Annotated in this window: 22 protein-coding genes; 4 read left to right on the top strand and 18 right to left on the bottom strand. The window is 66.9% G+C overall.

Features of this window, described 5'->3' with window-relative positions; all coding sequences use genetic code 11:
- Nucleotides 1-108: 108 nt before the first annotated feature.
- The 7 genes from ACTOWJ_RS03320 to ACTOWJ_RS03290 all read right to left on the bottom strand — a co-directional run bounded on the left by ACTOWJ_RS03320 (nucleotide 109) and on the right by ACTOWJ_RS03290 (nucleotide 7,043).
- Nucleotides 109-591: a fasciclin domain-containing protein gene (locus tag ACTOWJ_RS03320; RefSeq protein ID WP_441333168.1), complete on the bottom strand. Its 483-nt coding sequence runs from the start codon at nucleotides 589-591 to the stop codon at nucleotides 109-111.
- Between the two features lie 294 nt (nucleotides 592-885).
- Nucleotides 886-1,071, bottom strand: a complete 186-nt coding sequence (locus tag ACTOWJ_RS03315) for a hypothetical protein (protein WP_441333167.1) — start codon at nucleotides 1,069-1,071, stop codon at nucleotides 886-888.
- Complete coding sequence (locus ACTOWJ_RS03310) at nucleotides 1,068-2,213, bottom strand: PepSY-associated TM helix domain-containing protein (RefSeq protein ID WP_441333166.1); 1,146 nt, start codon at nucleotides 2,211-2,213, stop codon at nucleotides 1,068-1,070. The genes ACTOWJ_RS03315 and ACTOWJ_RS03310 overlap by 4 nt, the downstream gene beginning before the upstream one ends.
- A gap of 3 nt (nucleotides 2,214-2,216) precedes the next feature.
- On the bottom strand, nucleotides 2,217-4,223 hold the full coding sequence (locus ACTOWJ_RS03305; RefSeq protein ID WP_441333165.1) for a TonB-dependent receptor: 2,007 nt from the start codon (nucleotides 4,221-4,223) through the stop codon (nucleotides 2,217-2,219).
- A gap of 353 nt (nucleotides 4,224-4,576) precedes the next feature.
- Nucleotides 4,577-6,316, bottom strand: coding sequence for a serine hydrolase domain-containing protein (locus ACTOWJ_RS03300; RefSeq protein WP_441333164.1), 1,740 nt, complete (start codon nucleotides 6,314-6,316; stop codon nucleotides 4,577-4,579).
- A gap of 146 nt (nucleotides 6,317-6,462) precedes the next feature.
- A complete protein-coding gene (locus ACTOWJ_RS03295) occupies nucleotides 6,463-6,801 on the bottom strand; it encodes a hypothetical protein (protein WP_441333163.1) in 339 nt (112 codons plus the stop codon).
- Between the two features lie 44 nt (nucleotides 6,802-6,845).
- Nucleotides 6,846-7,043, bottom strand: a complete 198-nt coding sequence (locus ACTOWJ_RS03290) for a LysM peptidoglycan-binding domain-containing protein (protein WP_441333162.1) — start codon at nucleotides 7,041-7,043, stop codon at nucleotides 6,846-6,848.
- Nucleotides 7,044-7,880: 837 nt separating this feature from the next.
- Here ACTOWJ_RS03290 and ACTOWJ_RS03285 point away from each other — a divergent pair.
- Nucleotides 7,881-9,638: an ABC transporter ATP-binding protein gene (locus tag ACTOWJ_RS03285; RefSeq protein ID WP_441333161.1), complete on the top strand. Its 1,758-nt coding sequence runs from the start codon at nucleotides 7,881-7,883 to the stop codon at nucleotides 9,636-9,638.
- Nucleotides 9,639-9,643: 5 nt separating this feature from the next.
- On the opposite strand, the gene ACTOWJ_RS03280 is transcribed toward ACTOWJ_RS03285, so the two are convergent.
- Entirely contained in the window at nucleotides 9,644-10,081 is a 438-nt protein-coding gene (locus ACTOWJ_RS03280) for an SAM-dependent methyltransferase (RefSeq protein WP_441333160.1), read from the bottom strand.
- A 344-nt stretch (nucleotides 10,082-10,425) separates the two neighbouring features.
- Here ACTOWJ_RS03280 and ACTOWJ_RS03275 point away from each other — a divergent pair, with 344 nt between their 5' ends.
- Both ACTOWJ_RS03275 and ACTOWJ_RS03270 read left to right on the top strand, forming a co-directional pair.
- Nucleotides 10,426-11,562, top strand: a complete 1,137-nt coding sequence (locus ACTOWJ_RS03275; protein WP_441333159.1) for a discoidin domain-containing protein — start codon at nucleotides 10,426-10,428, stop codon at nucleotides 11,560-11,562.
- An 18-nt stretch (nucleotides 11,563-11,580) separates the two neighbouring features.
- On the top strand, nucleotides 11,581-11,934 hold the full coding sequence (locus ACTOWJ_RS03270; protein ID WP_441333488.1) for a peptide-N-glycosidase F-related protein: 354 nt from the start codon (nucleotides 11,581-11,583) through the stop codon (nucleotides 11,932-11,934).
- A 47-nt stretch (nucleotides 11,935-11,981) separates the two neighbouring features.
- On the opposite strand, the gene ACTOWJ_RS03265 is transcribed toward ACTOWJ_RS03270, so the two are convergent.
- The 9 genes from ACTOWJ_RS03265 to ACTOWJ_RS03225 form a co-directional block, all read right to left on the bottom strand.
- Entirely contained in the window at nucleotides 11,982-12,995 is a 1,014-nt protein-coding gene (locus ACTOWJ_RS03265; RefSeq protein WP_441333158.1) for a GGDEF domain-containing response regulator, read from the bottom strand.
- Nucleotides 12,992-14,023 carry a chemotaxis response regulator protein-glutamate methylesterase gene (locus ACTOWJ_RS03260; RefSeq protein WP_441333157.1) on the bottom strand — a complete coding sequence of 344 codons (1,032 nt, stop codon included), beginning with the start codon at nucleotides 14,021-14,023 and terminating at the stop codon, nucleotides 12,992-12,994. Before ACTOWJ_RS03260 ends, ACTOWJ_RS03265 begins: the two co-directional genes overlap by 4 nt.
- Entirely contained in the window at nucleotides 14,020-16,269 is a 2,250-nt protein-coding gene (locus ACTOWJ_RS03255; protein ID WP_441333156.1) for a hybrid sensor histidine kinase/response regulator, read from the bottom strand. Before ACTOWJ_RS03255 ends, ACTOWJ_RS03260 begins: the two co-directional genes overlap by 4 nt.
- Entirely contained in the window at nucleotides 16,266-16,865 is a 600-nt protein-coding gene (locus tag ACTOWJ_RS03250) for a chemotaxis protein CheW (RefSeq protein ID WP_441333155.1), read from the bottom strand. The genes ACTOWJ_RS03255 and ACTOWJ_RS03250 overlap by 4 nt, the downstream gene beginning before the upstream one ends.
- On the bottom strand, nucleotides 16,862-18,133 hold the full coding sequence (locus ACTOWJ_RS03245) for a CheR family methyltransferase (RefSeq protein WP_441333154.1): 1,272 nt from the start codon (nucleotides 18,131-18,133) through the stop codon (nucleotides 16,862-16,864). Before ACTOWJ_RS03245 ends, ACTOWJ_RS03250 begins: the two co-directional genes overlap by 4 nt.
- Nucleotides 18,130-18,594 (bottom strand): chemotaxis protein CheW, encoded by a 465-nt coding sequence (locus ACTOWJ_RS03240; protein ID WP_441333153.1) that lies wholly within the window; start codon nucleotides 18,592-18,594, stop codon nucleotides 18,130-18,132. The genes ACTOWJ_RS03245 and ACTOWJ_RS03240 overlap by 4 nt, the downstream gene beginning before the upstream one ends.
- A gap of 45 nt (nucleotides 18,595-18,639) precedes the next feature.
- The gene (locus ACTOWJ_RS03235) at nucleotides 18,640-20,259 is read right to left on the bottom strand and encodes a methyl-accepting chemotaxis protein (RefSeq protein WP_441333152.1); all 1,620 of its coding nucleotides are present in this window, start codon (nucleotides 20,257-20,259) and stop codon (nucleotides 18,640-18,642) included.
- Between the two features lie 687 nt (nucleotides 20,260-20,946).
- On the bottom strand, nucleotides 20,947-21,558 hold the full coding sequence (locus tag ACTOWJ_RS03230) for a DsbA family protein (protein WP_441333151.1): 612 nt from the start codon (nucleotides 21,556-21,558) through the stop codon (nucleotides 20,947-20,949).
- Between the two features lie 127 nt (nucleotides 21,559-21,685).
- Entirely contained in the window at nucleotides 21,686-22,630 is a 945-nt protein-coding gene (locus tag ACTOWJ_RS03225; protein ID WP_441333150.1) for an MBL fold metallo-hydrolase, read from the bottom strand.
- Nucleotides 22,631-22,769: 139 nt separating this feature from the next.
- On the opposite strand from ACTOWJ_RS03225, the gene ACTOWJ_RS03220 reads away from it, so the two are divergent.
- Nucleotides 22,770-23,678, top strand: coding sequence for a LysR family transcriptional regulator (locus tag ACTOWJ_RS03220; RefSeq protein WP_441333149.1), 909 nt, complete (start codon nucleotides 22,770-22,772; stop codon nucleotides 23,676-23,678).
- A 9-nt stretch (nucleotides 23,679-23,687) separates the two neighbouring features.
- Here the strand turns inward: ACTOWJ_RS03220 and ACTOWJ_RS03215 are convergent, their stop codons facing one another.
- A complete protein-coding gene (locus ACTOWJ_RS03215) occupies nucleotides 23,688-24,278 on the bottom strand; it encodes a DUF1989 domain-containing protein (RefSeq protein WP_441333148.1) in 591 nt (196 codons plus the stop codon).
- Nucleotides 24,279-24,437: the final 159 nt, after the last annotated feature.

The raw sequence follows: 24,437 nt of genomic DNA, 5'->3' as shown, positions 1-24,437 counted from the left end.
GGACTGAATCGGCAACCTCGACACTGCGTCGCTGGCGCCCCACGCAGCTGAAGCTTGGTTGCACGCACGCGGACGAACGGATCACAGCCGCGCATGCACGGCCCGCGGCTAACGCGCCGGCAGATTGACCTGATCGATGCCGTGGATGACCGCGTTGCTGGAATGGATATCGGCCAGGACGACCTTGCCGACGCCGAAGGCGACATGGCCGTTGTTGGCCTGGATCGCCACATTGCTGCCGCTGACCGTCTTGAGCGCATCCCATCGGGCGAAGTCGGCCACGGCCTTGCGTTTGGCAAGTACGTGTCCGTAGATGAGCTCGGCGAGCCTGACCGTGTTTTGCGGCAGCAGCAGCGTATCGAGCAAGCCGCGCGGCAAGGCGTAGAACGCGGCGTCGATCGGGATGAACGCGGTGAACGGACCGTGGCCATTGAGAAATTCGGTCAGGCCGGCGCGATCGACCGCTTCGCAGAACACCGAGAACGAGCCCTGCGCCGCGGCGACTTCGAGCAGGTTCTTCGGCGCCGTTTCGCTCAGCGCAACAGGAAAAGGATCGGCAAGCGCACCGACGGAAGGGGTCCAGGTACTCATTGGTCAGGCCTCCAGGATCGCTCGCCCCAGTACGAGGCAAACGAAAGCCCCGCTCGCGTCGTCTAGGACACGAACACATTCAGGCTCGTTTAGGTCGGGCGAAGACCATCGCATCGCCCGGGGCGCTGCCACACTTTGCGTTGCGGCACGCAGTCACCTTGCGCCGGCGAGTGTTAGCCAGCCGTGATTCCGGGCCGCTGAATAGCCGCCAGCGTCGGTCCCGCGCTTACGCGACCGAACCTGCAAGCTCCCTCGTTCGGGCGCGATACGCCCCGTATTTCGGCGGCGTTTGACCTATGAACCGCGCGGCGCGGGCTTGCGCCGGCGATGCCAGCGCCACAGTCCCACCGCCAGCGGCAGCGCCGCCAGAACGAAGAACGCCGTATCGGCGATACCGTCGGCCACCAACATGCCGACGATGCCGGCCATGCAGACCGCGGCCATCGCCAGCACCCATTTCAACGGACTGGAGGTTCTCACGACCGCGCCCTCGCCCGGCCCTCGGATTTGCGTTTGCGCCGGCGGTCCCACCACAGCCAGGCGCCGTTGCCGGTGATGAACAAGGTCAGCCAGGTGCACAACGTCCACAGCAGCTTGAGCGCGAGCCCGCCGTAATCGCCGAAGTGCAGCGGCTGGGCCAGCACGATCGCCTTCAAGTACCAGGGCAACTCGACGATGGTGGCGACCTTGCCGTCGGTCGCGTCGACCAGGGCCACGCGGAACAACTTCTCGTCCAGGCCTTGACCGCCCAGCAACACGGTGTAATGGCGGTTGGTCGAAAAATCGGTATCGGGGTAGATCATCGAGATGACGTGCCAGCCCTTCGGCGCCGCCGCGAGCGAGGCGGCATAGACCCGATCCGGATCCGCCGGCGGATCGCGACGGTCGACCGCAGCGCCGGCATAACGCGCTTGCAGCACCGGCAGTTCGGTCGCCTGCCAGATGCCGGTGGCGATGGTGCCGAAACCCAGCAGGAATCCGGTCAGCGTCACCGCCAGCGCCCAGCCCAGCACCACCGCGCCGATCAGATTGTGCAGATCCAGTTGCAGCAGGCGCGGACTGCGCCCGCGGCGCAACACGCCGAAGGCGATCTTCTTGACATAAGGCGCATACACCACCAATCCCGACAGCAACGAGACCAGCACCAGCAACGCGATCAGCGCGCCCACCAGTTCGCCGAGCGGCCCCAGAAACCACTGCGCATGCAGTTCCAGCAGGAAGCCGGTCAGGGTCTTGCTGGCCTCGCCGCCCTCCTGGGTCGGTTGCGCGGTCGCCAGGCGGGTGAAGCGCAGATTGGCGCGGTCGAAGCCGCGGTCCTCCTGCGGTGCGGTCACCAGCAGCAACACCCCGGGATGTTCTTCCGCATCGATGCCGACCGACATGATCCGTTCGTTGGGGAAGGCCGCGCGCAGATTGGCCACCGATTCGGCCAGCGGCCGATGCGGCGCCGATTCCAATCCGGCCGCGGTCGGCACCACGCCCATCGCCGAGTCGATCTCTTCGTGGAAGATCAACACCGTACCGGTCAGGCACAGGATCAGAAACGGAATCGTCGCCACCAAGCTGGCCCAGCGATGCAGCCAGAGATTGAAACGGAACCAGCGCGAGCCGTGAGCGTGCATGGGCTACCAGTCGTACTGCAGGCCGGCGTACCAGCTGCGCGGGCGGAGCAGCGAAGCGGTATCGAACGGCGAGGGTTGATTGGTGAACGTCGACAGTTCGGTCGCCGAGCGATCGTCGAACAGATTGTCGACACCGGCGAACAAGTACAGACGGCCGAAGTGATAACCGCCCTTGGCGTTGGCGATCCAGTAAGGATCGGTGCGACCGAAGGAGCGATTCTCGATGTCGGAGAAATAAGCGTTGGAGTAGCGCGCGTTGAGGCTGAACTCGCCGCCGCTCTGGCCGCGCCAGATCAATCCCAGATTGGAGGTCAGCGACGGCGCATGAGCGAATTCGTTGCCCTGGATGCCCGAACCGGGATACTCGGTGACCTTGGTGCGCAACAGACCGATGTCGGAGTACAGCTCCAGGCCCGGCATCGCCTTCCAGCGCAGGCCGAACTCGGCGCCGTAGTTGCGCGCGCGATCGGCGTTGCGCACCACCACCGACCACACCGCCGGATCGGGATTGAGGTCGAACGGCAGCTGCATGTCGCGGAAATCGCCGTAGAACACGTTGCCGGTGATCTGCACGCGGCCGTCGGCCAGTTCGCCGCGGAAGTAGGCTTCGTAATTGATTACGTATTCCGGGGCGTAGCTGTAGCTGACGATCGGGAAATCCAAGGTCACCCCGCCGCCGCCGGCGTTGTAGCCGCGCGAGACCAGGCCGCCGACCGTCCACGACGCATTGGGCTTGAAACTCACGCCGAGCTTGGGCATGAACGCGCTGTAGGTCTCGTCGATGTCGATCTTTACCAGCACGCCCTCGCCGCCCTGGCGGCGGTGGCTTTCGCGCTCGTAACGCGCGCCCACGGTGAGCTCCCAGCGGTCGCTCAACGCGACCTGGCTCTCGCCGTAGATCGCCGCGGTGCGGATCTCGTCGTTGAAGCGCTCATCGGCCGGGAAGTCGATCAATTCGTCTTGCTTGGCCTGGAACAGATAAGCGCCGAACACGCCGCTGCTGCGCGCGTCGCCGCGATCGAGCACCAGCTTGGGTTCGAGCACGTACTCGCGGTTGTCGATGGTGGCGATGCCGCCGCGCACCGGCGCGTAACGGTTGACCCGCAGATCGGTCGCCGAAATCAGATTGTCCCAGCGCAGGCGCTCGCTCAGGCGCCACTGAGTATCCAGGATCAGCGCGTTGCTGCGGTTGGCGAACACCGGCATGTCGGGCGTGCTGTTGATGCCGTGACCGAACGGACGCGATTCGGTTTCGCCCTGCGGCGCCTTGGCTTGCGCGTGCTGGAAGGTCAGCAGCGCGGTCAGGTCGGGCAAGGCCTCGGGTTTGAATAGCAACTTGCCGCGCAGGGTGCGGGTTTCGAACTCGCCCGGATCGGACGCGCCGGGAATCGGCAGGAAGTCCAGATAGCTGTGCTGGCGCTGGATATCGCCGGACAAACGGAACGCGAGTTGATCGCCGGCGAGCGGCCCGGACACCGCGAACGCGGCCTGGCGCCGCTCGTAGTCGCCGGCCAGCACGCGCACGCTGCCTTCGGGCTCGAAGCTGGGATCGCGGGTCTTGATCGCCAGGGTTCCGGCGATCGCGTTGCGGCCCTGCAGCAGGCTTTGCGGACCGCGCAGCAGTTCGATCTGCTCCACGTCCCACAGCGAGCTGCCGCCGAACACGATTTCGTTATAGCTGGCCGGACGGCCGTCGATGGCCAAGTTCAGGCGCGGCCGGGTGCCGGCGAAGAACGCATCCACTCCGCCCGCCGGGCCGGTACCGTCGACGCCGCGCACCGCCGGGGCCACGTTGCCCACGCCGACGTTGGTGACGTTGACCAGATTGGACAGCACCGCGCGGCTGTCCTCCAGCCCGCGCGCCTCCAGCATGCGCTGGTTCAACACCGTGGCGCTGGTACCGGTCTGCTGCTGCGAACGGCCCTGCTTCTCGGCCTTGACCACGATCCGGTCCAACGAGGTGGCATCGGCGCGCGGCGCCTGCTCGGCATGCGCGCTGAACCCGCTCACCGCGACCGCCAGAACCGACAGGGCCGGAACCCGCCTCCACCCGCGCTGCGAGCCAATCATCAACGTCATTGCTTTCGATCCCCATCAGACCCGCGGTGCCAGGCGGAAACTGGAACAGCGCTATCAACCGGCGCCCCTGCCCGCATGCTAATGAGAACTGTTATCGTTTTCAAACAAAACCGTAGATTTTCCGCAGATTTGCGCCGATATCCGCAAGATGGGGACAGCCGCGCTCGGGCCCGGGTGGCCCGATCTGCTCAAGCCCGAAGCCGTCCCAGCCCGCGCCGACGGCATGCGTGGGCCCTGCAAACGCGGCCCTGCGCGCCGCTTCGACCGGCGCCGGACACTTATCGTCAGGGTTGCGCGCGGCCGTCCGGATGCCGTGCGGCTTCGCTCAATCGGGTCATCCGCAAGCGTTTGGCTTCGGCGAAGTCCCTGCCCCAGCCCGCGCGCACCGCGTTGCGGATGCCGGTCCAGTAACAGGCGCGGCCAGCGGCGATATCGGCCTGCTCGAAGTAATAATCGCCCAACGCGAAGGCGGTGTTGATGGTCGCATCGTTGGCGTGGTATCCCGGCGCCTGCAGCAGCGCCCGCCGGTAACGCACCGATCGTCCCGCGTCGCCCATCCAGGCATAGAAATCGCCGAGGTCCTGACTGACCTGCGGGTCGATGCGTCCGGCCGCATCGTAGGCCCGCGCCAATTCGTCCATCGGTCCGCTCAGCGAACGCTGCCGTAGTTCCGCAATCAACGCGATCAACTGCGGATGCGGGGTGCGGAAATAGACCGGATCCACGTCGTACAGCATCGACACCAGCGCGGTTGCGGACTCGCCGCGGCCGGATCGGGCCGGCTGCAATCGGTCCGCGTAGTGCCGGGTGAACGCCACACCGATCGTCTGCGCGAACGCCTCGCGCCTGCGCTGCGCGCTCAGGCCCGATAAGCGCGCTCCGAGCGCGTCGCTGTCCTCGTCGAGCGCTACCGTGGCGATATCGGCGCCGGCGAACTCGCGCAGGAACCCCGCCGCGAGCGGAAACTGCAGTGCATTGCCATAGCCCAGCCGCAAGGCCGCGGTCGGCCCGTCGGTATTGGCCAGAAAGATCAGGCTCACGCGCCGTTCCGGCACGTGCATGACGAACGACGCGTACGACGGGCCGAGCCCGTACACCCACTGCACCGGCCGGCCGTCCCAGGTTTCGGAGAACCAGCCCAGCGCATACGGCGAATCGCGGCCGTCGTTGAGCTTGAACGGCGTGGTCATCGCGCGCGCGTCGGGGCCGGCCAGATCGGTCGTGCGCAGCGCATCGAGATAACGCGCTAGGTCGGCGAGCGTGGAGAGCATGCCGCTGTTCGGATACGCGCGCCGATGCCCGCCTTGCAGATCGTCGTCGGCGATGAACGATGCGCGTCCGGCATCGTAGCGGTACGGCGTGACGATGCGCGCCGTGTGCGCCGAGTCCGAAGGCTCCGGCATTCCGGCCAGAGTGTCGCGCAGGCCGATGCGCTTCAAGATCTGCGCGTCGACCTCGCCCGCGAACGCTTTGGCGTAGTCCTTCTCGCCGGTGAGTTTGGCGAACACGCCATAGACGTAATTGAACCGGTTGCCGTTGTACGAATACCCATCGCCCGGCGCGGCGCCCTCGGAGGTATGCGAGAGCACATGGCGGATGCGGATGTCGGGGCTGTCGTAGAGCCAGGCCGAGGCGTCGTCAATCTGCGGATAGTCGGCGATGTAGTCGTCCAGCGCGATGCGGCGCTCGGCGGCGTACTGCAGCATCAGCGTCGCGGTAAAGGTCTTGGTGACCGAGGCGATCGGGAAGATCGAATCGGCCCGTACCGGCTTGCGCCGGGCGATGTCGGCGTAGCCGCCGGTGTGCAGGTACACGATCTTTCCATGGTTGGCGACCGCCAGCGCATAACCCGGCAAACGCAACAGGTCCGCATACGCCTCGACCGTTTCGCAGAACCGGCGCTCGCCCGCACGCTCGGCGCGGCAGTCCTTGCGCGGCGGCGCATCGCCCGCGGGCGCGGCGACGGCATGGCCCAGCAACAACGCCGATAACGCCAGCGCGGCTCTTGCACCCGATCGTGTCATCGCAGCTTCCTCCTTCCGCCGGCATCTGCGATGCGCGATGCGGCGAAAAGGTTTATCGCAGCGACGGGACGGCACGGGGCGAATAAATCCACGGCGCGCCCTGAACAGGCGCGCCGTTGCGGCAGCGCGATCGAGGCGGCGCCGCTTCAGTCCGTATCGCTGATCTGCTTGGCCCGTTCCTGCGCCACTCCCCGCGCCGCCTGGGCCAATTCCGGCTCGCCTTGCGCCTCGTAGCGCAGGGCGATCCGTTCGCCGACGGCGACCACCTGCTTGGCGTGGTCTTCACGGTTGGCTTTGGGCGGCAGCACGACGCCCGCATCGATCTCGGCCTTCACCGCTTGAGTGAATTCCTTCTTGGCCGCGGTGGCCGGCGCCGACGCGGGCGCATGGCCCTGATCGAGCGTGGCCTCGTAGCGGGTCGCCGCGGCATCGGTCGCCTTGGCTTTATCGCCCGATACGAAGATCACTTCGCCCGGATAGATCAAGTCGGCGCTGCGCGTGTTCGGCTCGGACGCGGGGTCGAGACTGACTACGGATTGATCGCCAGCAGTTGCTCCAGCGTCATGCCGTTGTCGGCGGCGATCCGGCTGAGGTTGCTGCCCGGTTCGACCACTACCGGTTTCATTCCCGTGGGCACGGCGACCTGCGAGGTTTCCACTTCGGATTTGGTGTGGACCAGGGAACCCAATTGCGGGCCCGAGTAGGAAGGGCCGTTCAAAGTAGTCATGTGATGCCTCGGAACTCGTGGAAGGGGACGGCGGCTCGGCTTACTGCGATCGACATCCGACTTGCGTCACAACCGGGGCCGGGCCTGGTTCTCGGAAAGGGCCGAACCAGGCTGGTCCCCAACGGTTGCGATGCGGCGACTTGATCGCCTGCGCCGCCAACTTCGCGACGCTGCGTCGGTATGCGTCGATGCTAGCCGCCGCGGCCCGCTATCGAAGCCGGCATCGCGCGTGTTGTCGTATGCGGTCATACCGATCAGCAATCGCGGTCAACGAATCGTCATCGCGCGCGACTTGGAACCGGCTGCGATCGCCATGCGCGTCGTCGGCGGCGCGGGCCCGTTACGAAACCGCTTGCTCCATCGCCTCGTCGGCGGTTCGGATAACCCCTGAAATCGCGGAAAATATGAGGAAACACTCAGTCCGGCAACGACGCGAGCATTGGATCAAACCGCCGATCGCGGGCGTTTATGTGATCGCTCACTGGCTTATTTGCGATTGTCATCGCTACTTCGAAGCGCGAAGCCGTGTGGTCGTTGACCGGCCCGGCGGCGCGCCGCGACACTGCACAAGCAGCCCGTAGACATAACCGGCGATGGCAAGCGCAAGCGGTCTCGTGCGAACGGGGCACGGCAGTCGGAGTCGATCGCCCGCTTTCGCTCGCCGCCACCGGCTCTCTCCCTCCAACTTTCATCGCGTGATCCGATGCACGACGCGTGCGAACGCGTCGTCCGCATCCGCGCGCGATCGAGCGCCATCGTCCATCCGCCCGCTCCTTCCGGACGACTTCCACCTCGTCGCGGCCCACCCCGAACGGCATCGCGCCATCCGGAGTTCGAATGCGCAGTTCCCATCACGATCTATGGCGCCTGATCCGGACCGGCCAACCTTCGCCGGTCGCCTTGAGCATGGCCACTCTGGCGGCGATGGTCTCGGTCGCCGGCACCCTCTGGTTCCCGATCCAGATCCGCCAGATCATCGACCGCTTCAGCAGCGGCGGCGTGGACGTGGGGGCCATCGTCGGCCTGGTCGCGATCCTGGCCGGCACCAGCTTGGTCGGCGCCTTGTCGGCCTATCTGCTGGCGCGGGTCGGCTACCAACTGGTCGCGCGCCTGCGCCAGCGGCTGGTCGACAAACTGCTGAGCCTTCCGGTCGCGTCCTTCGACAGCGAAAGCAGCGGCGAACGCGTCAGCCGGGTGGTGCGCGACTGCGAATCGATCAGCGAACTGATCACCCGCCAGCTCATCAACCTGCTCAGCGGCGTGTTGCTGCTGGCCGGTTCGACGGTGGTGCTGTTGTTGCTGGACGTACGCTTGACCCTGACCTTGCTGGGATCGATCGGCGCGGCGTTCGCGATCATGATTCCGATCGCGTTCCTGCTCGACGGCCTGTCGCGGCGGATCCAGGATCGCACCGCGCGCTTCAGCGGCATCCTCACCCACATCTTCCAGGAAATCCGCCTGGTCAAGGCGTTCACCGCCGAGCCGCGCGAACGCCGGCGCAGTCATGAGGAAATCGACGACCTCAAGCGCCTGGGGCTGCGGGTGGCGCGGGTCAACGTGCTGCTGGAACCGCTGATGCGCTTGGCGATGACCCTGGCGATCATCGTGATCCTGCTGTACGGCGCCGCGCGCGTGGCCGCCGGCGAGATCACCGTCGGCACCTTGACCGCCTTCATCCTGTACATCTTCAACGTCGTCACGCCGTTGATGCAGCTGACCCATTTCACCGCCGAGTTGCAGAAGGCCAAGGGCGCCTCGGTGCGGATCGCGGCGATCCTGGGCGAAACCGAAGAAGAGCCGCATCCGGGCGACGCTCCGCGCATCCCCGGTTCCCTGCTGGAGTTTCATAACGTGTCCTTCGCCTACGAAGGGCGCCAGAGCACGGTCTTGCGCGGGATCGATCTGCGTTTCGAACCCGGCAAGACCACCGCCCTGGTCGGCACCAGCGGCAGCGGCAAGACCACCTTGCTGGCCTTGATCGAACGTTTCTATTCGCCCAGCGGCGGCCGAATCGTCTACGGCGGCCGAGCCATCGCCGAGTTACCGCTGCGGCAATGGCGCGCCAGCATCGGCTATGTCGCGCAAAGCGCGCCGGTGATGCCCGGCAGCGTGCGCGACAACATCGCCTATGGCCTGGACGGCGAGTTCTCGGACGAACAGCTGCGCTCGGCAGCGCGCCGCGCCGGCGCCCTGGATTTCATCGAGAAGATGCCGCAAGGCTTCGACACGGTGCTGATCGAGCAAGGCAACAACTTGTCCGGCGGCCAGCGCCAGCGCATAGCCATCGCGCGCATGTTCCTGCGCGATCCGGACATCCTGATCCTCGATGAAGCCACCTCCAACCTCGACAGCGAAACCGAACACCAGGTCAAGCTGGCGCTGGAAGAGTTGATGCAGGGCCGCACCAACATCATCGTCGCCCATCGCCTGTCCACGGTGATGCACGCCGACCGCATCTGTTTTCTCGACAACGGCCGCATCTCGGGGATCGGTAGCCACGCCGAACTGTTGGCCACCCATCCCTATTACGCGCGGCTGGTCGAACGCCAGTTTCAGCGTCCGCCCGAGCCGGAACTGGCCCTGGCTCCGGGCTGAGCGCATCAGCGCGGCGGCGCGAGCGCGATTTCGCGCAGGGGATCGCCGCCGTCGATGAACAATCGGCCGCGCGGGCCCAGGGCATGACGGATACGCTCCAGCGCGATCCGGCCGGCTTGCCGGTGGCGCCCGTCCAGCGCGCCGACCCGCACGGCGAAGGCCAGATCGAACGGCGCTTCGCCGTCCGCACGCTCGAAGTGTTCGATCGCGACCACGCGAAAACTCAGCACGCCCGAAGCGATCGCATCAGTCGAACCCGCGATCGCCTGGGCGATGGCGCGCGGCGAGCGGTCGATGCCCAGCACCTGCCCGTCGCCGATGCGCGCGGCGACCGCGCGCGCCGCGGCGCCCGGGCCGCAACCGATTTCCAGCACGCGCAGTCCTGGCCGCAACGGCAATGCGGCGACGATCGCGGCCAGGCGCGGCGACAATCCCACGCTCATGAAACCCGGCCTGTTGAAATCGCGTCAATCATGCGACGACTGCGCTCCTTGGACCGGACACCACACTACCCGCGGCCGCGCGCCGACGACAACGCGACCAGGCGGGTGCGCCAGGAATCGCGAACTGCGACGCAACGCACCGATTTGCTTGCGCAAGCTGCATGCGGCATCGCAAATCCCGCCCTGGGCGAACTTACTCTCTCGTTTGGATCGATCTAAATCCGGTCGTATCCAGTTTGTCCCGGATCGGCCCAGACGCTGCGCGCAACTCGCGCTCTCCACGCCCGCACTCGCCCCGGCCGCCGTTCACGCAGCGATCCCACCGTCAAGAAAAGGACCTCTCCATGCAATCGAGACATCGTGTTCCGCGAACCCCGTGGCTGCAGGCGGCCGGCGTGCTGGCCTGCATGGGCCTGGCCGGCACGGCTGCGGCGGCCAATCTGGCGCTCAACAAGGCTGCGACCGGTTCGGCCGCGTGCAACGCCAACGAAAGCGCGCCCAAGGCCTTCAACGGCAGCGTGAGCGGCGGCAACAGCGACAAATTCTGCTCCACCGCCAGCAGCAAGTGGCTGCAGGTCGACCTGGGTTCGAGCCGCTCGATCTCCAGCTTCGTGGTCAAGCACGCCGGCAGCGGCGGCGAGCCGGCCAGCTTCAACAGCAAGAACTTCAACATCCAGATCTCCGCCGACGGCACCGCCTGGACCACGCCGGTCACGGTGAGCAACAACACCGCCAACCTCACCACTCACTCCATCGCCGCGGCCAGCGCGCGCTATGTACGCCTCAACATCACCACGCCCACCCAGGGCAGCGACAGCGCCGCGCGCATCTACGAGTTCGAAGTCCACGACGCGCCGCCGGCCGCGGAGAAGCTGGTGCAAGTGCTCGATCAAGTGCCGCAGTTCGGCATCTACCGCAGCACCGAACCGACCACCTACACCCCGCCGGCCGGGACGCTGATGTGGAAGCGCGGAACTGAGTTCACGCGCAAGCTCAGCGATGCGGAAAAAGCCAAGATCGGCGACGACGTCGCCTTGCGCATCACCTATCACGCCCAGTGCGATCCCTACGATCGCTTCGCTTCGGCGTTCTTCATCAGCACGCCCAAGGGCACCGCGCCGACGGTGGACACGCCGCGGGTGACCTTCACCGATTTCATTTCGCCCTTCAGCGACATGTGGCAAGGCGCCAAGGCGACGCGGGTGTATCCGGATGCGCCGATGGATCCGTATGCCGCGGCGCTGGCCAATCCCGACCGCGACATCTGGGTCGGCATCAGCGGCGGCTCCAATCCGCAGTACGGCGACGACGCTTGCGAAAATCACGGAGTGACCGATCCGGCGATCGCTGAAGTCGGTTTCAAGTACTCCTTGGCGCTGGTCTCGACCAAGTCGCTGACGGCCGGCAGCGATCCAGACGTGGTCAGCGTGTTGTCGCGCTCATCGGAGAAAGACGCCGACATCGCCACCGCGGCGGTTTAGCACAGCGCCAATCTCGGCATCGGCACGCTGGCGGTCAGCATCGCCGGTTACGGCGCCTCCTCCGGAGGACAGGAGTACACCAACACCAATATCTCGGTGAAGGTCAACGGCAACTCGCTCGCCACTTTCAGCACCAAGATCGATTGCGCGAGCTACGAGCAATTCAGTCCGCGCGGCAATCCGGGGATCTTCCGCAACAACAACACCAGCAATCCGCGCAGCTGGTGCCCGGGCGCCTTGGTGCCGATGCGTTACTTCGATCTGGGCGACATCGCCGGCAAGACCATCCAGGTAACCCTGGGCGTGGGCAATCCCTCGCCGTGGACGAGCGACTCGCAGTACGTCACCAGCGTGAGCGTGCTCGAACACTGACCGGTAGCGGCAGCGCGCCGGCCGCGTTCGTCGCGGCCGGCGCGCTTTCAACCCACTTCGCAGATCAGCGAGCGGTTCTTGCCGGCCCGCTTGGCGTCGTACAAGGCCCGGTCCGCCGCCTGCAGCAGCGATTCGTAACTGCCCACGTGACGCTGCGAACTGGTGGCGCCGCCGACGCTGACGGTGATGCGCTGGGTCGGCGCGCCTTCGTTGGGAATGGCCAGATCGTAGACCCGCGCGCAGATCTGTTCGGCGATCCGCGCGGCGCCGTCGGCCGAGGTCGAGGGCAACACCAGCGAGAACTCCTCGCCGCCGTAACGCGCGGCCACGTCGGCCGGGCGTTGCGCGCACTGCTGGATTTCGCTGGCCACCGCCTTGAGCGCCTCGTCGCCGGCCAGATGGCCGTACAGATCGTTGTAGACCTTGAAGTTGTCCACGTCGATCATCAGCAACGAGAACTCGGCGCGCTCGCGCGCGGCGCGGCGCCACTCCTGATCCAGGTACTGATCCAGATAACGCCGGTTGTTGAGCCCGGTCAGTCCGTCCACGTCGCTCAGACGGCGCAAGGTCTCGTTCATTTCCAACAGTTTCTGCTGGCTCTCGCGCAAGGCCTGGTAGGCCAGGTCGCGTTCGACGTGGTACAGGTAGGACTGCGAATGGTGGCGGATGCGCGCGATCAGTTCGATCGGATCGGGCAGCTTGACCAGATAGTCGGCCGCGCCGGTGGCGAAGGCCTGGCTCTTGACCGCCGCGTCCTCCTTGCTCGACAGCACCACGATCGGCACGTTGCGCAGCGCCGGATGCACCCGGTACAGATGCACCAGGGTCATGCCATCGACGTCGGGCATCACCAGGTCCTGCATGATCACCGTCGGCTTCAGCGCTTCGGCCATGGCGATCGCGTCGCTGGCCGAACTGCAGTAATGGAAGTCGATATCCAGTTCTTTGGCGATGGCGCGACGAACCGCCTCGCCGATGAAGGGCTGATCGTCGACCAGCAGCACCACGAACCGATGTTCGCTCGGCAACCCCAGGTGACGGTTCACGGGGGGGACACTCATGGGGAGACACTCCTGTGATCTGCGAACAGCTCGCGCAGTTTCGCGGCGATGCGGTTCAACGGAAGAACATCGACCGCCGCGCCGCGCTCGGCCGCCGCCTTGGGCATGCCGTAGACGGCGCTGCTGGCCTGATCTTGTGCGATGGTGTGATGACCGTTCAGGCGCAGCGCTTCCAGGCCCTTGGCGCCGTCGCGGCCCATCCCGGTCAGCAGCACACCGACGATCTCGCCGTTCCAGACGCGATTGGCGCTGTCGAAAAACACATCGACCGAGGGACGATACGGCTGCTCGACCGGTTCGCGCGTATAGCCCAACGCGCCGTCGGTCTCGAGCACCAGATGCTCGTTGGTGCCGGCCAGCAGCACCGTGCCTGCGGCCGGCCGCTCGCCCTGCGCGGCCACGCGCACCGGGTTGGGCGAGAACCGGTTGAGCCAGTCGGCCATGCTCAAGGCGAATTTTTCGTCGATGTGCTGCACGATCACCAGGGCCGCGGGAAAATTCGCCGGCAGACCGGCCAGCAGTTCGGACAACGCCGCCGGGCCGCCGGCGGATGCGCCGATCGCGACCAGCCGCCGCGCGTTGCCGCGCCGCGGCGTCGGCTTGATCGCGCGCTGCGCGGGGGTGTCGCCGATCAAACGGGCGATCAGATCGATCTTGGCCAGCAACTCGCGGCCGCCGTTGCCGTTACCGTTGCCGCCCTCCAAGCCCAGCGCGGGCACGTCGGTGGCGTCCATCGCGCCATAGCCCATGGCCTCGAACACCAACGGCGCGTTGCCGCCGACGCTCGCGGTGACGATCAGGATCGGGCACGGACTGGCCGCCATGATCCGGCGCGTGGCCTCGACCCCGCCGATGCCGGGCATCAGCAGATCCATCAGCACCAGATCGGGCGGATCGAGCGCGCAGCGCTGCACCGCCTCCTCGCCGTTGGCCGCGGTCCAGGCGATGGAGTGATCGCGGCGTTGCCCGATCACCCGCCGCAGCGCTTCCACCGCCAGCGCCAGATCGTTGACAATGGCGATCCTCATGCCGCCGCCTCGCCGATCAAGTCGACCACCGCCTGCAACAACGCTTCTTCATGGAACCCGCCCTTGGTCAGATAGAAATCGGCGCCGGCTTCCAGACCGCGGCGGCGGTCTTCCTCGCGGTCCTTGTAGGAGACGATCATGATCGGCAGATCGCGCAGGCGCGCGTCCTTCTTGATCAGGCCGACCAGTTCGATGCCGTCCATGCGCGGCATGTCGATATCGGTGACGACCAGATCGAAATGACCGGAACGCACCGCGTTCCATCCGTCCATGCCGTCGACGGCGACTTCGACCTGGTAGCCGCCGCTCTCGATGAGTTTGCGTTCCAGCTCGCGCACGGTCAGCGAATCGTCGACCACCAGCACGCGCTTGCGCGCCGAGGCCTGGGCGTGATCCTGATAGCGCAGTTGCGCCAGCCGTCCGGTCGAAACCAGGCGCTCGACCGAACGCACCAGATCGTCGACGTCCACGATCAGCACCGGGGTGCCGTCGTCGAGCAAGGCGCCGGCGCTGATGTCCTTGATCTTGCCCAACTGGGTCGGCAGCGGCTGCACCACCAGTTCGTTGGCGCCGCGGAATCCGTCCACCGCCAGACCGTATTCGTGTTCGCTGCCGCCGACCACGACCACGTGCAATCGATCCGGCGAAGCCTGCTCGTCGTTGCCGCCGAGCACCTGGGTCGCCGACACCAGTCCGATACGGCGCCCGTGCAAGTGGAAGTGCTGGCGCCCTTCCAGCCACTGGATGTCCTCGCGCGGCACCATCGCGGTACAGGCGACCTGGGTCATCGGGAACGCATAGGCTTCCTCGCCGATGTCCACGACCAGCCCGCGCAGCACCGAGGTGGTGAGCGGCAATTGCAATTGAAAACGCGAGCCCATGCCCGGCTGCGAGGACAGGCGCACGCTGCCGCGCAATTGCTTGACCATGTCCTGGACCGCGTCCAGCCCGACCCCGCGCCCGGATATCTCCGTCACCACCTCGCGCAAGGTGAAACCCGGCAGGAACAGGAACTCCAGCAACTCGGCCTCGCTGAGCCGCGCGGCGATGTCCTCGTCGGCCAGACGCCGCGCGACCACGATCGCGCGGATATGCTCCAGATCGATGCCGGCGCCGTCGTCTTCGACGGTGATCTCCAACAGGCCCGATACGTGGTGCGCTTCCAGGCGGATCAGGCCCGCCGCCGGTTTGCCGGCCTCCAGGCGCTGCGCCTCGGGCTCGATGCCGTGATCGACCGCATTGCGCAGCAGATGGCTCAGCGGCGCTTCCAGCTTGGCCAGCACATCGCGATCGACCTGGGTCTTGGCGCCGACAATTTCCAGTCGCGCCTGCTTGCCCAGCTCGCGCGCCAGGTCGCGGACCATGCGCTTGAAGCCGTGGGTGCCGTCGGCGAACGGCCGCATATGGCTCGACAACGCCTCTTCGTAAAGACGATGAGCAACGCTGGCGCTGCGCCGTTCGAACAGATCCAACTGGGCCACGCGTTCGGTGAGCAGACGCTGCGACTCGGCGGCCAGCGAACGCGCTTCCATCAGCAGCGCGGTGGCGCGCGGATCGCGCGAGACGCTGGCCAGCTCGGCGAGCTTGTCCAGCGCCTGCGCGCCGCTGTGCTGCACGCGCTTGAGCCGGTCGAGCGAACGGATGTAGGGATCGAGCCAGCGCGAGGCGACCAGCGATTCGCCGGCCAGTCCGAGCAAACGGTTGAGGCTGCGCGCGGTGATCCGCAGCACCCGCTCTTCGCCCTCGGCCAGCACTGCGCCCTCGCCTCGCGTTTCGCGGCTTTCGATACGTGACGGCGGTGGCGACGGCGCTTCGGTGGCGGGCGCCGGGTTGGATTCCGATGCCAACGCCTGGGCGAGCAAGTCGCAATACGCCTGCGCCTGCGGCGCGTCGTCGCGCATCCACGCGCCGGCCTGCTCCGGCGGCGTGGCCGCGATCTTGCTGAGCAGATCCACGCCACGCAGCAAAGCATCGACCGCGGCGCGATCCAACACCAGCCGCCGTTCCTGCGCGGCGACCAGGCAATCCTCCATCACATGCGCGATCGCCACCGCCGCCGACAAACCCAGAATGCGCGCGGCGCCTTTCACCGAATGCGCCGCACGCATGCACGATTCCAGTTCGGCGGCCGAATCGGGCTGACTTTCCAGCACCAGCAGGCCTTCGGTGAGCACCTGCGCCTGCCCTTCCACTTCCATCCGGAACAGGTCGTGCAGCGAGTAATTCTGGAGATTGCCTGTGCTCATCCCAGCCGCCGGTTGATTGCGCCGATCATCAGCTCGACATCGAGCAGACCCACGCTGCGTCCGCCGTCCATGCTCAGCACGCCGGTGCTGAACGGCGCGCCGGATAAGGCCACCGTGGCCGGAACATTGCCGACGGCGGCCGGATCGTAACGGTGCGAGCCGTGCACCTCGTCGGATTCGAACGCCAGGCGTTGATCGTGCACCGACAACACCACCAGCCGTTTGCTCAACAGATTGCGGCGCGCGCCGGGACGCTCGGCCACCGCGCCGGGCTGCAATTGCAGCAGCGCTTCCAGCGCGACGCAGACGGTCAGCTGGCCGCGCACATTGACCAGCCCGCGCACCACGCCTTCGCGGCGGTGGGGCAGGCCGTGGATCGGCCGCGGCTCGATCACCTCGTCGGCGACCGCTGCGGGCAATCCCAGCCACTCGCTGCCCAGGCGGAACACGAACAAAGTCCGGGTCAGCGAGCGCAGGTCTTGTTCGCGGGCGGCGACGTGCAACGTCGCCGATTGCAACTCACCATGGTCGGGCGCGCGGTCCAGCAGGCGCGCGACCGCGCTGTGCGAGGCGTCGTTGGAAGGTTTGGCGCTCATCGGGACCGGCCCTGCGCGGCGTCGCCGCGGCAACGTTCGGCGCGCGAGCGCAACACCCGGCCGCCGGCCGCGTCGCCGCGGGTTTCCAGCAGCAAGGCCAGATGCATCAGCGCTTCTTCATGGCAGGGTTCCAGATACAGCGCCTTACGGAAATGCTGCTCGGCCTCGCGCTCGCGCCCACTGGCGCTGTCGATCAGGCCGATCAAATACAACATGCGCGAAGACGGTCCATGCGCGCGCTGGTGCGACTGGCATGCGGCCAAGGCTTCGCTGAGCCGGCCGTTGTCGGCCAGGCGCTGGGCCTGGTCGAGCAAGGATTCGTCGACCGGCGCGACGACCGCGCTGGCGGGCGCGGGCGCCCGCACCGGCGCCGATCGCGTCGCGACCGGTCGCGCCGGCGACGCAACGCGGCCGGTCGGCAGCGGCGCGACGACGCTGCGCGGCGCCGGCGTATCCACCACGCCAGCCGGTTGCGCCGCGGCTTTGCGGAACGCAAACGCCATCGGGAACTGGGCCGAGACGAAATTCAACGACAGCAGCAGGCTCGCTTCCGACGGTCCCACGAACAACAAGCCTTGCGGGCGCAGCAGACGCCGGAGCACTTCGACGGTGCGCAACTGAGTCTGCGCGTCGAAATAGATCAGCAGATTGCGGCAGAAGATCGCGTCGTACAGCGATTCGCCGGGCAGAAAGCCGATATCGAGCACATTGCCCTGAGTGAAGTTGACCCGCGAGCGGATCGAATTGGGCAACTGCCAGCCCTCGTCCGTCGCCTCGAAATGGCGTTCGCGATAATCCAGCTCGCGGCCGCGGAAGGAGTTGCTGCCGTAACGGCCCTGACGCGCCTTGTGCAAGGCGCGTTCGCTGATGTCGATCGCCTCCACGTCCATGCGTTCCCGCGGAAACCCGGCCTCTTGCAGCGCCATCACCATGGTGTAGGGCTCTTCGCCGGTCGAACACGGCAGGCTCAGCAGGCGCAGGCGTTCGTTGGGCCGGGCCGCCGCCCACGATGGATCGTAATGCCGGGCCAGCGCCTGGAACGCTTGCGCGTCGCGGAAGAACCAGGTTTCCGGCACCACCACCGCTTCGATCAGTTCTTGTTGCTCCAAGGCCGAACCGCGCAGCAGCGACCAGTACTGGCTGAGGTCGGCGCGGCCGGACTCGGCCATGCGCCGCTGCACCGCGCGCTCGACGATGGTCGGACCGATGGTGCTGGCGTCCAGACCCATTGTGTCCTTGAGCCATTGCTGGAACCCGCCGGGCTTCATGCGTCCGCCGTCCGCTGCTGGAACAGCAGTTCGCACAGCGACTCGGGCAACAGGCTCTCGATGGCGATGCGCTGGATCGCGCCGCGCGCATCGGCCGCCACCGGGCCCAGATAGGCCGTGTCGGGATGATCTACGCCTGAGTCCTGAAAATCGCTCTCCCGCAAACGCACCGTCTCCAGCACCTGCTCGCCGATCAGGCCCAGTTTGCGCGGCCGACCGGCGCTGTCGTCGTACTGCGCGACGATGATCCGCGTGCTCAGCAACGGCCGCGCCGCGCGCCCCAATGCGAGCCGGCACAGATCGATCAGCGGCAACAGCTCGCCGCGGTAATCAAACAGACCGGCCACCGCCTCGGGCGCCTGCGGGATCGCCTTGACCTGCACCAGCGGCAACACCGAGATCACCCGCGCCGCCTCGATGACGTAGCGGTCGCGATCCAGATGGAAGACCAGGAACAGCAAGGCGGGGCTCTCCTGAGCGAACGAAGCTTCGGCCACGGCGAACGATCAGGCCTGCAGCTTGAATTTGGAGACGCCGTCGCGCAGCCCGGCACTGACCTGATGCAGCTCGTCGATGGCCTGGTTGGACTGCTTGAGCGCATCCACGGTCTGTTGCGCGGCCTCGCTGAGCTGGACCAGGGCCAGATTGATCTGCTCGGCGCCGGCGGCCTGCGCCTGCACGCCTTCGTTGACCGTCTCGAAGCGCGGCACCATCGCCTGCACGTGTTCGATCACCTTCGACAGTTGGCCGCCGACCTGCTGCACGTCGCCGGTGCCGCGGCGGACCTCCTCGGAGAATTTGTCCATGCCCATCACGCCGGCCGACACCGCCGACTGGATCTCGCGCACCATCTGTTCGATGTCCAGCGTGGCCACCGCGGTCTGATCGGCCAGACGGCGGATTTCCACCGCGACCACCGAGAAGCCGCGGCCGTACTCGCCGGCCTTCTCCGCTTCGATGGCGGCGTTGAGCGAGAGCAGATTGGTCTGGTCGGCGACCTTGGTGATGGTGGTGACCACCTGGCTGATGTTGCTGGCCTTCTCGGCCAGCACCGCCAGCTTGCCGCTGATCGCCGCGGTCGCGTCGATCATCCGGCCCATCGTTTCTTCCATCTGCGCCACGCCGTCCTGGCCGTGGCCGGCCAGCGAGGCGGTCTGCTCGGCGCTGCCGGCGACATCGCCCATCGCCCGCGCCAGCTCTTTGGAGGTCGCGGCGATCTCGCGCGAGGTCGCGCCGATCTCGGTGGTGGTGGCGGCGATCTGCGCCGCGGTGGCCTGTTGCTCGCGCAGGGTCGCGGTGATCTCGTTGATCGAGGAATTGACCTGGATGCCCGAGGTCTGGATCTGCCCGACCAGTTCGGACAAATCGCTGCTCATGCGGTCGTAGCCCTGCGCGACCGCGCCGAATTCGTCGCGCCGGTTGAAGCCCAGGCGCCGGCTGAAATCGCCCTTGGCCATCACTTCCGAGGCGCGCGCCAGCAGATCCAAGGGGTGGGTGACCGAACGCCACAGGTAGAACCCGGCCAGCCCGGCGACCAGCAAGGCCACGGTAAAGGTGCTGGCGATGCCGATCCGCGCATCGCCCACCGCCCCGTCGATACGGGTGCCCGACTCGGTCGCGCGGCGAAAGTTGTATTCGATCAGCGCGCTGACCAGATCGTCGGATTTGTCGAAGATCGGGGCGACCTGCACCTGCAGCATCTGCTGCACCGACACCGGATCGACGTTGCCGGCGCTGACCAGTTCGGGTTGCAGCGCGAATATCTTCGAGGCGAGTTGATCGAGCGCTTCGAAACTGCGCTGGTCCACCGCCTCCACGATGGTGGGGCGGTAACGGTTCATCGCGGTCTGGAACGCCACGCGGCGCTCATTCAGGCGCAGGACCGCGTCGGCGCGTTTTTCCGGCTTGGACGAGGTCAGGCCAGTGAGCGCGGTGTAATAGGCATGCCACTCGGTTTCGATCTTGCCGGAGATATGCAAGCCGGGGACGAAATACTGCCGCAGTTGGTTTTCTTCGCTCTGGATCTTCTGCAGACGCTGCAGGGAGATTGCGCCCATCACCAGCATCACCGCGACGATGATCGCGAAGCTGAGGATTATTCTCTGGCGAATCGTGATGTTGGGCATGACCGGTCCTGGTGAATGAACGAAGGGCTACGGTCCGATCGCCGGTGCGCGTCGCACCGATGCCGGACGTACCGCGGCGCGGGACGCTGGTAAGCGTTTATTTTTCTGGTTGTCGCATCCTCGATACCGCCGCGCTCGACCCGGCGGCGCTCCCCGATCGCGCATTCAGGGCAGGCTGATCGAGACCGGCCGCCGCGTTAATTTACACGTTAAACATGCCATCGAATCACCTATATATATCGCCGGCGATGCCGTATTTGTCCGATCAGGGCGCCTCCACGACCTCATTAGGAAACGTGAACGCAATGGCCGTGCAGTGCCTGTGAATGCGCCGGGCCGGGCGGCGGGCCGATCTGAATATGCGATTTTCAGCGCCGCCCGGGCGGGGCATCGAAGCTCCGGCCCGCCGATTTCGGGGTCGATAATCGCCGCTGACGTCCGGCAAACCGCGGGGTCGGCCGACGCGGCTGGTACGCCGGATCGCGATGCGGGCTCCAGGCGCTTTCGAGGATGGTTTCGATGTCAGTGAACCGCCGCGCCCGGCCCAACTTGGCGCGGGCGGGTGTGGGATGTGGTCGCGGCTCGCGCCGCTCCTACAGGGGGAAACCGGAGTGGCGCGGCCACGAAGTGATGGTCACGACGCAGGCACCAACGACCGTCGAGCGACGCCGTCGATCCGGCAAGAGATCAAACGATGGCGCAGCCGTCCGCCGCGCAGGTCGCCGGATCGATCGACGCCACGAGCGGCGACGAACCCGCGATCGCCTCCAGCAGATGCGCGCGCCAGGCCTCGGCGCGGCCCAGATACGCGCCGAGATCGAGCACGCGCCAGCCCTCGCCCACGCGCAAGGCCAGGGTCGGGAAACCGTGGCCGCCCAGCCGCGACAACAGCGCGCGGCTTTGTTCGATATGCCGCTCGACCGCGCCGCCGCCGAATCCTTGCATCGTCTCGGCCATCGCCCGCGCCGGCAGGCCGATCTCCCCGGCCACGGCCAGCAGCACCGACGTCTGCGCGATGCGGCGGCCTTCGGCGTAATGCGCGTGCTGCAGGCGATGCAACAGATCCAGACCGCGCCGCGCCAAGGCCTGCGCGGCCAATACCGCCGCGATCGGCGGCGTGGAATCCAGCACCGCGGCGGTATCGCGCAGCAAACCGTCGAAATAACCCGCGCCGAACGGCTGGCCGCTGACCTGGGCGATGCGGCGGTCGTGCGGCAGCACGAACTCGCGCCAGCGCGGATCGATGCGTCGCCGGTTCGCGCCGCTCATCATGCCGCCGGCATGCAATTCGATCCGCACGCCCGGGATCGAGCGGCGGCGCGGACCAGCGGCGCGGCGGCGTAGCACCAACCGCACAGCGGGTCGTAGACGTAGTCCAGGCTCGTCGCATGTGCGGATTCGACCGCGACGGCGGGCCGGGCCAGGCTCATGGCCATTTCATCTCGCCCTTGGCGACCTTGGCGCTCAGGTCCAGCGAAGCCTGCGCGCCCAGGCCCGGATAGCGCCGCTGCATCGCCGCGATCAGCGCCGCCGAGTCCTTGGCCTTGGCGGTTTCCTCATCGAAGGCGCGGATGTAGTCGGCGGTGAAACGCACCGCGTCCAGATCGCGCGCCGCGCCCGGGGCGAAATGTCCGGGAATCACCACCTCGGGCTTGAGCTCGGCGATCCGGTCGAGCGTGCTCAACCAGTTCGCGTGCGACTGCGGCGTCTGGGTATCGGCCATCCACACGTGCTCGCCGGCCATCACCGGAATGCCGCCGAGCACGGTCTTGATCGGTTCGATCCAGACGAAGCTGCGATCGGGCGTCGGGCCGTCCAGGCCGACGATGCGCAAGGCATTGCCTTCCAGATCGATCGTGTCGCCCTGCAAGGGTTCGGGGATCACGATCCGGCTCGGCGCGCCGGCGCCGAGTTTCGGCCCCCAGAACTGCAGCTTGCCGGCCGAGGTTTCGCGGATGTGGGCGATGGTCTGCGGCGTGGCCAGCACCCGCGCCTGCGGAAACGCTTCGCTGAGGGCGACCAGGCCGAAGTAGAAATCCGGATCGCCGTGGCTGATGTAGATGGTGGTCAGGCGCTTGCCGGAGGCCTTGATTCGTTCGACCAGCTTGGCCGCGTCGACGGTGGAGAACTGCGCGTCGATCAACACCGCGTCCTTGGCGCCGGTCACCAGGGTCGAGGAGACCGCGAAGATGCCCTGCTCGCCGGGGTTGTAGACCTCGATCGTCAGCGGCTGCGCGACCGGAGCCGAGGCGGAGGGCGTCGCACCGGCGGATTCGGCGACGGACGCGGCGACCGGCGCTTTCTCGGCGCAGGCGCCGACGGCGAGGGTCATGGCGATCGCGCAGGCGGCGCTCAAACGGAGGGTTTTCATGCTCGTGTCCTGGTCGGAGTGGATGGGGCGGGCGGCAGGAGTCAGCGCCGGTGAAAGCCACGATAGGCGAATGAAACCGCGCGAAAAACTGCGTATAAGTCGACTGACTGTTGCGCAGATCGAGCAAATGAGCTGACCCATGGACCGGTTCACCGCGATCAACGTGTTCGTGCAAGTCGCCGAACGCGGTAGCCTGACCGCCGCCGCGGAAGCGCTGTCGATGTCGCGGGCGATGGTCTCGCGCTATCTGGCCGAACTGGAGGACTGGCTGGGCGCGCGCGTCCTGCACCGTACCACCCGCCGTATCAGCCTTACCCCGGCAGGCGAAGCCGCGCTCGCCCGCTGCCGTTCGATCCTGGAACTGGGTGAAGACCTGCGCGCGGCGCTGGCCAACCCCGGCGACGCGCCGCACGGCCAGATCCGCATCACCTGCAGCACCTCCTTCGGCCTGAGCCACATGGCCGCGGCGGTGGCCGACTACGTGGCGCGCTATCCCGGCACCGCGGTCGACATGCTGCTGATCGATCGCGCGGTGAACCTGGTCGAGGAACGCATCGATCTGGCGATCCGCATCAGCGGCGAACTCGACGCCGGCCTGATCGCGCGGCGGTTGTCGCTGTGCCGTTCGCTGCTGTGCGCCACGCCGGCGTATCTGCGCGCGCACGGCGTCCCGCAGTGTCCCGAGGATCTGACCACCCACAATTGCCTCACCCATCACTACGTCGGCCGCAGCCTGTGGCGCCTGCACGGCGAAGGCCGCACCGCGACGGTGGCGGTCAGCGGCAACCTCAGCGCGAACGAAGCCACCGCGCTGATGCAGGCGGTGCGCGCCGACGCCGGCATCGCGATGTTGCCGACCTATCTGGTCGCGCCGCGAATCGCCGCGGGCGAACTGGCGGTGGTGTTGCCCGGCTATGCGCCCGAGCCGATGGGCATCTACGGCGTCTACGCCTCGCGCCGGCAGATGCCGTTGATCGTGCGCAGTTTTCTGGAGTTCCTCGCCGCACGTTTCGGCGAAACACCGGAATGGGACCGGGCCCTGGACTGAGCGCGGCGCTCAGTCGTCGAGCAGTTCGATCGCCAGCGCCCGCGCCGTCGCGCCGTCGTTGCAGGTCGAGGCCGGGCACGAGGACACCGCCACCGCCAGATCCATTTCCGCGCGCAGCACGATCGCATCGCCGGCGCGCGACTTAGGCGGCAGGAAACGCAAGCGTCCGTCGGCGTCCACCTCGACATGCATGAACAGATTGAACGGCGACGGCAGCGGCCCGGGATCCACGCCGAGTTCGCGCAATGCCGCGCACAGATTGTCGTGGCAGTTGGCGTGGTATTGGGTCATCCCGTATTGGATGCGGTACATCTGCGCGCTGCAGGCCGCGTACAGAAAATCGTGCCGGCCCACGTCGTCGTCGACGATGGTCAGCATCGGTCGGCTGCGGTCCGACCACAGCACATCGCCGCTGGAGAAATAGATCTTGCCGGCGTAATCGAAGCTGCGGCCGTTGCTCAGGCGCTCGCTGGCGTCGGCGGAGTACGCCATCAGATCGCCGCTCTGCCCGCCCACCGGATCGATGATGCGCAGCCGCTGTCCGCGCCGGATCCGCAGGCCGATCGCGCTGGCGGCCGGAACCGGTTGTCGTGTGCTCATGAGTTCTCCGCCCAAGCGGGCCGGTTGCCGCTATCCGCGCCGCTCGCCCGTGCCGAAGTCGCGCGCCGTGCGTGCGTCGGCGCGCGCGGCGCGGGTTTGCGGGTTCGGCGACGAACATACCCGCCCGGCCGACAACGGTCCAGCGCGCAGTCTCGCGAT

Origin of the sequence: Lysobacter sp. CA199, assembly GCF_052078715.1 — a bacterium.
Taxonomy (GTDB): domain Bacteria; phylum Pseudomonadota; class Gammaproteobacteria; order Xanthomonadales; family Xanthomonadaceae; genus Lysobacter.
This window is presented reverse-complemented; position numbering and strand designations above follow the sequence as displayed.

Excerpts from the sequence above, each read along its gene's own strand:
- ACTOWJ_RS03255 (WP_441333156.1), bottom strand. The coding sequence starts at position 16,269 with ATGAGCACAGGCAATCTCCAGAATTACTCGCTGCACGACCTGTTCCGG.
- ACTOWJ_RS03215 (WP_441333148.1), bottom strand. The coding sequence starts at position 24,278 with ATGAGCACACGACAACCGGTTCCGGCCGCCAGCGCGATCGGCCTGCGG.
- ACTOWJ_RS03220 (WP_441333149.1), top strand. The coding sequence starts at position 22,770 with ATGGACCGGTTCACCGCGATCAACGTGTTCGTGCAAGTCGCCGAACGC.
- ACTOWJ_RS03260 (WP_441333157.1), bottom strand. The coding sequence starts at position 14,023 with ATGAGGATCGCCATTGTCAACGATCTGGCGCTGGCGGTGGAAGCGCTG.
- ACTOWJ_RS03265 (WP_441333158.1), bottom strand. The coding sequence starts at position 12,995 with ATGAGTGTCCCCCCCGTGAACCGTCACCTGGGGTTGCCGAGCGAACAT.
- ACTOWJ_RS03285 (WP_441333161.1), top strand. The coding sequence starts at position 7,881 with ATGCGCAGTTCCCATCACGATCTATGGCGCCTGATCCGGACCGGCCAA.
- ACTOWJ_RS03250 (WP_441333155.1), bottom strand. The coding sequence starts at position 16,865 with ATGAGCGCCAAACCTTCCAACGACGCCTCGCACAGCGCGGTCGCGCGC.
- ACTOWJ_RS03320 (WP_441333168.1), bottom strand. The coding sequence starts at position 591 with ATGAGTACCTGGACCCCTTCCGTCGGTGCGCTTGCCGATCCTTTTCCT.
- ACTOWJ_RS03290 (WP_441333162.1), bottom strand. The coding sequence starts at position 7,043 with ATGACTACTTTGAACGGCCCTTCCTACTCGGGCCCGCAATTGGGTTCC.
- ACTOWJ_RS03275 (WP_441333159.1), top strand. The coding sequence starts at position 10,426 with ATGCAATCGAGACATCGTGTTCCGCGAACCCCGTGGCTGCAGGCGGCC.
- ACTOWJ_RS03310 (WP_441333166.1), bottom strand. The coding sequence starts at position 2,213 with ATGCACGCTCACGGCTCGCGCTGGTTCCGTTTCAATCTCTGGCTGCAT.
- ACTOWJ_RS03245 (WP_441333154.1), bottom strand. The coding sequence starts at position 18,133 with ATGAAGCCCGGCGGGTTCCAGCAATGGCTCAAGGACACAATGGGTCTG.
- ACTOWJ_RS03280 (WP_441333160.1), bottom strand. The coding sequence starts at position 10,081 with ATGAGCGTGGGATTGTCGCCGCGCCTGGCCGCGATCGTCGCCGCATTG.
- ACTOWJ_RS03235 (WP_441333152.1), bottom strand. The coding sequence starts at position 20,259 with ATGCCCAACATCACGATTCGCCAGAGAATAATCCTCAGCTTCGCGATC.
- ACTOWJ_RS03225 (WP_441333150.1), bottom strand. The coding sequence starts at position 22,630 with ATGAAAACCCTCCGTTTGAGCGCCGCCTGCGCGATCGCCATGACCCTC.
- ACTOWJ_RS03300 (WP_441333164.1), bottom strand. The coding sequence starts at position 6,316 with ATGACACGATCGGGTGCAAGAGCCGCGCTGGCGTTATCGGCGTTGTTG.